The 11,053-nt window shown below is 32.0% G+C and carries 8 protein-coding genes; 1 reads left to right on the top strand and 7 read right to left on the bottom strand.

All coding sequences use genetic code 11. The annotated features are described in order from the left end of the window. Positions 1–346 (bottom strand): hypothetical protein (locus tag F7B34_RS02670; protein WP_292460163.1); only part of this gene is annotated, 346 nt, incomplete at its 3' end. A 104-nt stretch (positions 347–450) separates the two neighbouring features. Here F7B34_RS02670 and F7B34_RS02665 point away from each other — a divergent pair. Then, positions 451–2,076: a DUF128 domain-containing protein gene (locus F7B34_RS02665; protein WP_292460162.1), complete on the top strand. Its 1,626-nt coding sequence runs from the start codon at positions 451–453 to the stop codon at positions 2,074–2,076. A gap of 54 nt (positions 2,077–2,130) precedes the next feature. On the opposite strand, the gene F7B34_RS02660 is transcribed toward F7B34_RS02665, so the two are convergent. The 6 genes from F7B34_RS02660 to F7B34_RS02635 all read right to left on the bottom strand — a co-directional run bounded on the left by F7B34_RS02660 (position 2,131) and on the right by F7B34_RS02635 (position 10,772). Next, positions 2,131–4,410, bottom strand: coding sequence for a DHH family phosphoesterase (locus F7B34_RS02660; protein WP_292460161.1), 2,280 nt, complete (start codon positions 4,408–4,410; stop codon positions 2,131–2,133). Positions 4,411–4,521: 111 nt separating this feature from the next. Further along, positions 4,522–7,665, bottom strand: a complete 3,144-nt coding sequence (ileS, locus tag F7B34_RS02655; protein ID WP_292460160.1) for an isoleucine--tRNA ligase — start codon at positions 7,663–7,665, stop codon at positions 4,522–4,524. 24 nt (positions 7,666–7,689) lie between these two features. Further along, on the bottom strand, positions 7,690–8,148 hold the full coding sequence (locus tag F7B34_RS02650) for a DUF356 domain-containing protein (protein ID WP_292460159.1): 459 nt from the start codon (positions 8,146–8,148) through the stop codon (positions 7,690–7,692). Between the two features lie 110 nt (positions 8,149–8,258). Then, on the bottom strand, positions 8,259–9,185 hold the full coding sequence (gene sppA, locus F7B34_RS02645; RefSeq protein ID WP_292460158.1) for a signal peptide peptidase SppA: 927 nt from the start codon (positions 9,183–9,185) through the stop codon (positions 8,259–8,261). Positions 9,186–9,266: 81 nt separating this feature from the next. Next, the gene (locus F7B34_RS02640; protein WP_292460157.1) at positions 9,267–9,884 is read right to left on the bottom strand and encodes a winged helix-turn-helix domain-containing protein; all 618 of its coding nucleotides are present in this window, start codon (positions 9,882–9,884) and stop codon (positions 9,267–9,269) included. 72 nt (positions 9,885–9,956) lie between these two features. Continuing rightward, positions 9,957–10,772 carry an RlmF-related methyltransferase gene (locus F7B34_RS02635; RefSeq protein ID WP_292460156.1) on the bottom strand — a complete coding sequence of 272 codons (816 nt, stop codon included), beginning with the start codon at positions 10,770–10,772 and terminating at the stop codon, positions 9,957–9,959. Positions 10,773–11,053 lie beyond the last annotated feature (281 nt).

Genomic DNA, 11,053 nt, shown 5'->3' with positions numbered 1-11,053 from the left:
TAGTAGTATTATCACCACCAATAGTGTTATTACTACCCGTAGTAGTATTATCACCACCAATAGTGTTATTACTACCCGTAGTAGTATTATCACCACCAATAGTGTTATTACTACCCGTAGTAGTATTATCACCACCAATAGTCTTGATAATATTGCTTCCGCTTCCAGATCCTTCATCAATGAATCCTGAAAAAGTCATATTTTTTATATCGCCCATATAATTACTTTTAAAATTAACATTTTTTGTGAGCTCTAAACTTACAACAGTCCCTCCAAGAAATACTGCAAAAATTAATAATATTAATTCAAGAGATAACTGTCCTTTTTTGTGAAATATATTTGCCATAAATACCACCACCTATAAAAAGTATAATCATTATAGATTATGTGTTAGATAATATATATATATCTTGTCATAACGATGAAATATACTTATAGCAGGTGATATATTTGGGAGATAACTTAGATGAAAAACTTGTTGAGATTCTAAGCATACTTTCAGAATATGATGAACCAGTTGGTGCTAAAACCATAGCAAACGAACTTAAAAGGCGAGGTTATGAGATAGGAGAGCGAGCAGTTAGGTACCATCTTCAACTACTGGATGAAAAAAACCTCACTGAAAAATTTGGATATTCTGGAAGAACCATTACTGAAAAAGGATTGGAGGAACTTAGGAAAGCAAACATATCATATAGAATTGGCTCTGTATTTTCTCAAATAATGGAGAAACTTTATCTATCAAATTTTCCAACTAAGGTGATTATAAATAAAACTGTCTTTGAAGGAGATTACGAAATAATAAGGGATTTGGTATTAAAAGTAATAGATAATGGATTTTCCATTGGAGATTACATAAATATTAAAAAAGACAGTGAAAATCCAAACCTAATAAATATAGAAACATTATGTTCCATCACATTTGACAATTTTTTGTTAAAAAATGGCATACTTTCAATGCCAAAATACGGAGGTATTGTTAAATTTGAAGATTACGAACCAGTTTATTTTGAAGGAGTAATAGATTTTAGAAAATCATCCATAGACCCCTTAGAAGCATTCATTACCAGGGGAAAAACTGACGTATTGGGCATAATTGAAAATGGAGAAGGATATTTACCTGCCAATTTTAGAATAATTCCGAGCTCCATAATGGAAAAATTTGAGAACCTTTTAAAAAGAGATTTATTAAACGGTGTTTTAAGTTATGGTGAAGACAATGTATTGGGACTCAGTTTAAACGAAGGAGAGATTGGTGTTGCCCTTGTTGGTGGTTTATCCCCAATATGTCCCGCTGTTGAAGAAGGTTATCCTGTAAGAATTAATGCAGCCACAACCTTAAAGGATTTGTCCCTTATGGAAAAAAGAAATAAAAAATACCTGTATCCAATAAATAAGAAAGGGAAAGTTAAAATAATGCCTGTTTTATCAAAGATGTTATCCATGCTACATAATGTAAATTATGACATGGAAAGTGAAAGAGGAAATGTGCTTGTAAATACTGGCTATGTTGATAAAAAATATGAAGATGAAGTTTTAGAGGCATTAAAAGAATGCTATGAAGCTAAAACAATAATATCCGATAGAATTGGAATGGAAAGAACAGGCAACCAGATAATAATAAACACATTATGTTCATCAACAATAGACGGTATTTTCGTAAAATACGGTGTTCCAATTATACCATATTATGGTGGTGTGTTAGAGCTCGGCAAAAATAGATTCATTGATATAATTTCCTATGAAGGAACATCATTGGACCCTCATGAAGTATTTTTTAACAGAGTCGATGGTGAAAAAACAATTTTGTCAGGAGTAAGGAAAGTTCCAATGGCAGCAAGAGAAAGTTTAATTAACATCGCTGAAAAACTTAATTGGACTGGGATACTTGAAGTAGGAAAACCAAACAATGATATTTGTGGAATAAAAGTCGAAAAAGGCATGTTTGGATTTGTAAGTATTGGTGGGATAAACCCATTTGTTATAATAAAAAATAAGGGCATTCCTATTGAAATTGAAGCACTTCATGATATGAAAGAATATTCAAAATTAGTTCCATTGAAAGAACTATATTAAATAAATTATTATAATTTTAAAATTAGATTTTTATTAATTTTATTTTTTATTTTATTAATATTTCATTTCTTTAATGATTTCTATAAATCTATTTAATACCTTTTCTCTCAATCCTTCAACAAACTTTAAACTTCCGGCACACTCGTGACCTCCACCATCTAAGGAAGCCTCTGGAATCTCTTTTATAAGCTGTTCTATTATAATATTTAGATTGAAGTTAAATCTTTCGCTAACTGCATCAGTTGCCCTAACAACGCCAAAATCCGGACCATATGCTATTGTTATTATTGGTGTTTCTTCCCCGTATTTTTGAACTATGGAATCATGGGCAAAGCCACATGTTTTTCCAGGTGCAGGGAATGTGAATTTATGGGCATATTTTTCTACATCCAGTGTATTTAATATTATTCCATTATCAAGCTCTTCGGTTTTTATGGCAGGTATTACCGCTTTCATCTGCCTATCTACCATTTGCATTGCTCTATTGTATAATATATCAATTAATTTTTCATGTCTATTTAGTTCTTTCTTATTTATTCCAAGTATATCTTCTACAATACCTCTACCGTTCATGAATCTTAAATAAAATGCTTCGAAATCCATACATAATCCAATTTTATCTAAATCATCTCTTGTATATTCTTTTCCGCTACCATATTTTTTACTGCATTCTGTTAAATCTTCCAATGCTATTTTTACATACTCATCTACTTCTTTTCCTTTTGCATGGTCTCCAACCACAGCTATACCCGGAAGATGCTTTATTTCATCGGTAATATCTTTATTTATCATTCTTGCAACTTCTGTTGCTAAAACCCCTGCGGTTAAATTACTATCTCCACCAACAAGGTATGGATTCACATGAGCTCTTACATATTCATCCACTTCTACCTTACCATCTACAACTTCCCCTGGATAGTGATGATCTACCACAACAACATCTATATCGTATGCCTCAGCTTGGGATATTGCAGGTATATCCTCGTTGGTACTTCCGTTATCTGCCAATACCACCAAGGGCATCTTTTGACCAAACCTTAACTTATCCTCTAATGAGAATGCCAAGTCTTTTGTGATATCTTCCAATTCATAAAATGGTGCCTTAGATGGACTTCTCCTGAAATAGTGCCATTGTGCATCGGCATCTATTGAAAATTCACTTAATATTGGTAGTATTGCCTTTTCAAGTGCTATACCTGCACAGTATCCGTCGGTATCTGCATGATGTCGTATAATCACAGGTTTTCCATCTAATATTGCTCTTCTTATTCTTTTTGCCACATCAGCCATTTTAGGTCTTAATTTTTCAAGGATTGGGCTATCTACAAGGAATTCTATGTCGCTGTATGGTTCTGATTTTCTATCCAATTCCCTTTCTATTTTGTCCTTTACAATATCGGCTTTTTCTCCTTCCAGTTTTACTAATTTTATTCTTTCAATTTGAAGCTTTCCATCCCTTATGGAAACAGTTCCTACTACATCTACAATATCCCCCACCATTATTTCAGGATGGGTTCTTAGACCTGCAACTTCAAATGCTGCTATCCATGCTGTATTAGTTCCATCGGTGATAGTGAATATTGTTGGACCTGGCGTTTGAGTAATTTGGATAACTTCACCTTGAATATGGACTACCTCATCCCTCATTTCAAGTATGCCTTTATCGGTGATTTCTTTTATTGTTGTTAATGGAATACTCTTTTCAAGTTTTTCAATTTTATAGTTTGCAATTGGAATATATCTAAAATCCACTTCTCTCTTTTGAGGTTTTAACTCAGATACCTGCACAACAACTTCATCCCCTATCTTAAAATCCCTTAATCTTTTTCCGACCATTTCACGGGCTCTCAACAAACCTCTTGTCTGGTCGTTTAATGAAATGAAAACCCCATATTTTTCAGTTCTTGATACTTTTCCCTTGTAGAATTTACCCTCTTCTAAATCGTTCATTCCACATAGGTTATCCAACACATAAACGGTTTTCAAGTTTTTCTTTCTTTCCTCTTCTTCCTTTCTACATTTAGCACATAATGTTTTATCCTTATCCTGTGGATATTTACCTATATATTTCCCACATTTATCGCACCTTACAATTTTTCCACTTCCTCCACAGTAATCACAGGTATCATATATTGGAATCTTGCCTGAGCCTTTGCAGTTCGGACATGGCACCTCTGCAACATCCAAATCGTATTTAGATTTTTTAGAGGCTCCTTTAAAGTGGGATTTTGTGTTGAATTCTTCAATATATCCAGTTCCTCCACATTCAGGACATGGCTTATATCCTACAATTTTTTTCCCTGTTCCTTTGCAAATTGGACATTTATCTATCATATTACACCACTTTAAATTTTAAAATTGAAAATATTATAAAAATATAATTTTTTATTTTTATAAAAAGTTAATGAATAAATTAACTATAAAATATTATTTTTATAAAACAAGTTATAGTAACTTTTGTATTGATATTTTTACCTTATAAACCTCTTTATTAGGGGTTTTTATTTCCCATTCCTGTTCATAATCTGGTTTTATTTCATCAACAAACATTCCCCTTACTTCTTTTTCAATGGATTTCAATGTATCTTCGTTGAATTCTATGCCATCCATTTTTACCTTTATTTTCTCTTCAATATCTAAATCCATGTCCTTTCTCATTGACTGGATTCTCCTAATTACCTCCCTCATAAGCCCTTCTTTTATAATGTCATCAGTTAGTTCAATATCCATATATACATTTCCTTTTGAAAACTCCATACCAACAATGTTTTCTGGAATTTCTATTTTAAACTCAACATATTCAGGCTTTATCTCATATCCATCAATTTCAATTTTTCCTTCTTCTTTTAATTTTTCACTGAGCTCATTTGGATTCATGGAGTTAATGATTTTTACAACATTTGGAACCTCACTTTTGAATACCTTTCCGAGCTCTCTATAATTTGGTTTAACAGTCATGTTTCCTTTGAACTCTTCAACATCTATTTCCTTAATATTGCCCTGCTCTTTTATGATGTATCCGTATTTCTCCACTACATTTTCAATGCTCTTTGGAAGTATTATTTTTGATATTGGATACCTTAGTGTGTGTTTTACCTTATCCCTTCCTCTCAATATGGCATCTACAATTTCCCTTACAACTTCGATATCCCCTTCAAGTGTTTTATCTATATACTCTTCATCAACAGTTATTTTGTTCATGAATATACTTTCTGGCATGTCCTCTGTTTTCATGTTTTGATATATCTTTTCGCTTATGTGCGGTGCAACTGGCGATAGGATTGTAATTAATTTCATTAGAACATAGTATAATGTTTGGTATGCTGAAAGCTTGTCAGGGTCGTCTTTCTCCATCCACGTTCTACTTCTTATGAGCTTAATATACCACCTACTTAAATCATTTAATATGAACTCCTTTAATTTCCATGTGTATGAGTGGAGATGGGGAATTTCCAAATCCTCAATTATTTCCTTTGTTAAGCTGTTTATTTTGCTTATTATCCATTTATCTTCGTCTTTTAAATAATTCATATATTCATCATTTGGGACAAAGTTATCGAGCACCATATAATTGACTGCAAAGGTATAGGAATTCCAAAGGGTATTAAACAAACTTTTTATTTCACCGAGCTCCTTGTATGAGAATCTTATGTCTTCCCATGCTTTGTTTGCACTGAGTAGGTAATACCTCAATAAATCTGCACCATATTCTTCAACTACATCGTCGGGATTTACAACATTTCCTAAACTTTTACTCATTTTGTTTCCGTTTTCATCAAGTGCAAATCCATGCATCATACATTTTTTGTATGGTATGTCGTTAAACACAATTGCACTTAATGCATGCTGAGAGTAGAACCATTTTGTAACTTGGTCATTTCCTTCAACGATGAAATCAGCTTTTTTAAGTTCTTTGGCATTTATTGATGCATAAGGAGCCAATCCTGAGTCATACCATACATCGAGAACATCAGGCACTCTCTTCATTTTTCCTCCACAGCTACATTTTAAAATAACTTTATCCACCGTAGGTTTGTGGAGGTCATCCAGTGGAATATCATTTACCATCTTTTCCTTTAATTCTTCAGCACTTCCTATTACTTCGTATTTTCCACATTCTTCACATACCCATATTGGAAGTGGTATTCCCCAGTATCTCTGCCTGCTTATATTCCAATCTCCAACAAATTTAACTCCATTTATATATCTTGTTTCTACCCAGTTTGGCACCCAATCAACAGTTTTGGCATGCTCGATTATGTCATCCTTTATCTTTGATATGTTTAAGAACCACTGCTCCGTAGCTCTAAATAAAAGTGGTGTTTTACATCTCCAACAATGTGGATATGTGTGCTTTATCTTTCCAGCTGAAACTAAGAGATTTTTATTTTTTAATGTCTCTATTACATCCTCATCAGCATCTTTTACAAAGGTTCCTTTCCATTTTCCTTCTATGTATCTTCCTTCATCATCTATTGGGGAGTATATTGGAACGTTATATTTTTTACCAACTTCAAAATCCTCCTCACCAAACCCTGGTGCAGTATGAACTAAACCTGTTCCACCGTCTAAACTAACATGCTTACCCAATACCACAGTGTGGGCATTTTCTATTTCTGCAAATTCCTTCTGTCTTTCGTTTTCTTCCAACAATGGATGGATGTATTTTGTCCCTTCTAAATCCTTTCCTTTTACGGTTTTTGTTATGTTGTAGGATTTTATATTATTATTTTTACCTGCTTTTTTCATCACCTCTTCAACTAATGCCTCGGCTATTATCCATGTTTCCCTTACTTCTTCCCCGTCTCTTTCCAAAACAACTTCAACATATGCATAATCGAAATCTGGATGAACTGAAACAAGAAGGTTTGCCATTAAAGTCCATGGTGTTGTTGTCCAAATTACAAGATAGGTATCTTTTTCTTTTTCATTCTCATTTTCTTCTTTATCCATTAGTTTAAATTTAACATAAACTGATGGGTCGAGAACTTCTTTATATTCTCCTCTTACTTCGTGTTCTGCAAGTGAAGTTTCACATCTTGGACACCAATATCCTACCCTTAAATCCTTTGAAAGAAGATTTTTTTCATGTGCCTTTTTTAAACTCCACCATCCTGATTCTATATAGTCGTTTTTTATAGGTAAATATGCGTTTTCCCAGTCAAGCCAAATACCAAGGTTTTTAAACTGATTCTCCATTACTTCCTTATTTCTCAGTGCAAATTCCTTACATTTTTCAATAAATTCTGTTGTTCCAATTTTTGTTTCAATGTCCTTTTTTGATTTTATGTTGAATTCATTTTCAACCTTTACCTCAATAGGAAGACCGTGCATGTCCCATCCTGCCTTATCGAGAACATTGTAATTTTGCATTCTCTTAAATCTCAATACCGTGTCTTTTATTGTTTTATTCCATGCAGTTCCCAAATGTATTGCACCAGAACAGTAGGGAGGACCATCTACAAAATAATATTCTGGATAGTGTTCATTTAGTTTTTTTACCTTTTGGTATATTTTATTATCTTCCCAAAATTTTTTTATTTCTTTATCCATTTCTCTAAAATTAACTGCTCCTTTAACCTCTTTCATGCCTTCACCCTTTATTTTATTTTTTTATTTTTTTCTGTTTTGGTTTTTTATGTTTAATTTAAATTTGCTTTGAGAAGAAGATTTGAAATTCTGTTTTTTTGAATCTTTATTTTTTTCTTTTTTATCATCTTTATTGCTTTCCTTACTTTTGTAATATCCTTTCAATGGAGGCATTTTTGGAAAATCTTCAATAAGGTAAGGGTATGGTTCATATTTTTCACTTATCACCACAATATGTGCAGGGGGGTGGATTTTTCTTATTTTATCTATTGCTCTTGGAGCATTTTCTTCGATTTTAACTAAACATGATTTTTTACATGGTTTTTTAATATCCCCAAGTATGTATTTTAGGAGCTCATCCGCAGCTTCGGGAACCATGATTTTTGGCTTTCCAATTATTGTCAATTTTGCATGTCTGTGGATATCTGCCAGTGCATTTTTAATCTTTTCGTAATTATCGCCCCTGATAAGTAGCAATACCATAGCTTTTTCACCGTGTTTCTTATTTTAATCATGAGGATTTAATAAAAATAAATAAAAAAATAAATAAAATAAATTTAATGTAAATTATGCTTTATCTTTTTTAAATGTTTTTAATACATGTTAATAATGTTGCTTTTTTCAGTTTCGCCAAAACCTTTTCCTATGCCATACCCCAAATCATAAGCCATACTCGATACTATGTTTAAAATTCCAACAGATTTTGATGGTGTGTATTCCACAGTTTTAGGATTTGATATATTTGCAATTTTTGCCGCCATGTGTACAGCATCGGTTTCCGTTCCCACAGCATCAACAAGCCCCACTTTTTTGGCATCGATTCCAGAGTATATCCTACCGTTGGCAATTTTCAAGGTTTTATTTATTGACATGTTTCTATTCTCTGCAACCCATTCAACAAAATCCATATAGGTTTCATTTATCATTTTTTCCAAGCATGTTTTTTCTTCGGGCGTCATGGGTCTATATGGCGAACCTATGTCTTTATATTTACCAGCTTTTATAACGGTTACATTTACACCGAGTTTTTTCATAAGTCCATAATAATGAATTATATCCATCCTAACACCTATACTTCCAACAATGGAGTGTTTTTCAGCTACTATATAGTTTGCTGGAGCAATAGCCATATACGCACCAGAAGTTCCGAGGGTTTCAATATATGCCACCACAGGTTTTTCCTTAGATACTTCTTTTACCTTTCTTGCAAGTTTTTCGCTTGCTATAACTTCCCCACCTGGACAATTTATTTTTAAAATTATGGCTTTGATATTTGCATTATGTTCTGCACTATCAAGAGATTCAATATAATCTTTGACGCTTGGTTCATTGTCACCAAATAATGAAGATTTTGAATTTAATACAAGCATATTATCAATATTAATTACTGCAATATTACCACTGTTGGATTCAAAAATTCCTCCACTGCCTATATATGGTATTAAAAGTACCCCAATAGCCACAACTAATACAATTATCAATACAAAGATAAAACAAGCAAATAAATATATCTTTTTCATAATACCACATTTTATGTTATTATAATATTATTATATATTCATTATAATATATGGTTTATACGATACATATTTTTTTAATAATTACAATATCATATAGGTTCCTGTTTTAGGTTCGTATATCTCGCCATCCTCAATTAATTCTTCAAGTATTTTATCAAGTTCTTTTTCATCTATGTTGGCTTTTTTAACCAACTCCTCATATGATATCCCCTCGTTTTCATTTATAATATTTAATATTATATCTTTTTGAGATTCTTCATCCCTATAAATATCCTCCAATATGTCATCAGTTATATCTGTATTTTCTCTTTTACCGCTGATTAATGAAGATTCTTCATCTTCTAAATATTTTCTTGTTTTTTCTATTTCGAGAGCCCTTAACTCTTTCCATTTTTCTTTATCTTCATTTCTCTTTTTATAAACTTCCAATGCAATATATTTTGAACCTTCATACATTCCCACTCTCCCTATAATATCTACAAAATCTCCCTCTTCGATATCCTCTGCCTTTTTTTCAAAATCTCTAACTGATACCCCATCTAATTCAAAGGATAAAATAGTTGATACTGATATATTTTTTACATTTCCCAATAACCTAACCCTGTGTATTCTTTTACCATCTATTATCAACGCTTTTTCATTAACCTCATTGTTTAGAAATTCCTCTGGTTGGATTTTATATGCTGTCCATCTTGTCATATTTTCACCCAAATATATATTTTAATGCTTTTTTATTTTAATACTTAATTTATTTAGTTTTTAATTTTTAAGTTATATTTTGTATCCCTTAATGATATGTCTTATTCTTTTGCCAGTTTTAATCTCATCTGTTTTTAATATTAAACCCATATCTTTTATTTTATGTTCCACAGCTTTTCTTCTTTCCATAGGTTTATGTGGAAACATCAATGCAATCAATCCACCTTTATTTAGATAATTTACACCTTCTTCAATGATTTTTAAGGAAAATTCTTCACCATAGTTTCCACCACCTATGAGCTCCACATCTGTGGCATGAGCTCCGCCAAAACTCCGCTTTGATGGAACAGAGTTTGGGTCATAAAAAGGCGGATAGGAAATAATTAAATCAAATTTTTCATTGGTGAACTCATCAATACCTTCAATAATTTTATTATTTGAATCAATTACTTTTATACAATCATTTAGATTATTTTTTATGATATTTTCATTTGCTATATTTATATATTCCTTTACCGTCTCTGTTGCATAAACTTTGCAGTTGTAGTATTTTGCTATCATTATTGATATAATACCAGAGCCTGTTCCAATCTCTAAAACTGTTTTTATTGGATGATTATTATTGTTATTATCTATATTACACTTATTATCTTTATTATCAAATACATTTTTAACGAATAAATATCGATTGATAGGCGTGGGTATAAGTGCATTTTTATGAAATTCCATATTTAGACCAAATAGATGTTTTAAAATTGTTTTATTGTATAGATATAGTGCTTCTTTATTCTTAAAATCTATTCTAACTCTTCCATTTTTATAGAAAGCATACTTTTGCAATTCTTTGTTTAATTTTACTGCATCTTTTATTTTCAATCCTAATTCCACAATCTCACCATGGATAAAAAATAAATAAATTAATTTATTCCGCAAGAAGTCCCCTTCCGTTATAAATCCTTCATTTCACTTACTAAGTAAGCGAGCAACAAAATCGAAATCTCCGATTTCGAGCTACAATACTCGAAGAGTTTTGTTTAAACCGAAGGTTTTTCTAATCAGCATTGAACAATAGTGAGGAAAACTTAAAAGTTAGTTTTAGGTCTTCGCTTCACTACGGGAGGATGAATCCTCAAAATCCCTTCGGGATTTATATATTTCCTTCGCTTCGC

Origin of the sequence: Methanothermococcus sp. (genome assembly GCF_015523155.1) — an archaeon.
Taxonomy (GTDB): Archaea; AGJL01; Methanococci; order Methanococcales; family Methanococcaceae; genus Methanofervidicoccus.
The sequence above is the reverse complement of the archived record's forward strand: the minus strand, read 5'-3'. Positions and strand labels throughout refer to the sequence as shown.

What these genes read in the sequence shown, in the direction of transcription:
- F7B34_RS02640 (WP_292460157.1), bottom strand. Translation starts at nt 9,884, where the DNA reads ATGACAAGATGGACAGCATATAAAATCCAACCAGAGGAATTTCTAAAC.
- ileS (WP_292460160.1), bottom strand. Translation starts at nt 7,665, where the DNA reads ATGAAAGAGGTTAAAGGAGCAGTTAATTTTAGAGAAATGGATAAAGAA.
- F7B34_RS02650 (WP_292460159.1), bottom strand. Translation starts at nt 8,148, where the DNA reads ATGGTATTGCTACTTATCAGGGGCGATAATTACGAAAAGATTAAAAAT.
- sppA (WP_292460158.1), bottom strand. Translation starts at nt 9,185, where the DNA reads ATGAAAAAGATATATTTATTTGCTTGTTTTATCTTTGTATTGATAATT.
- F7B34_RS02660 (WP_292460161.1), bottom strand. Translation starts at nt 4,410, where the DNA reads ATGATAGATAAATGTCCAATTTGCAAAGGAACAGGGAAAAAAATTGTA.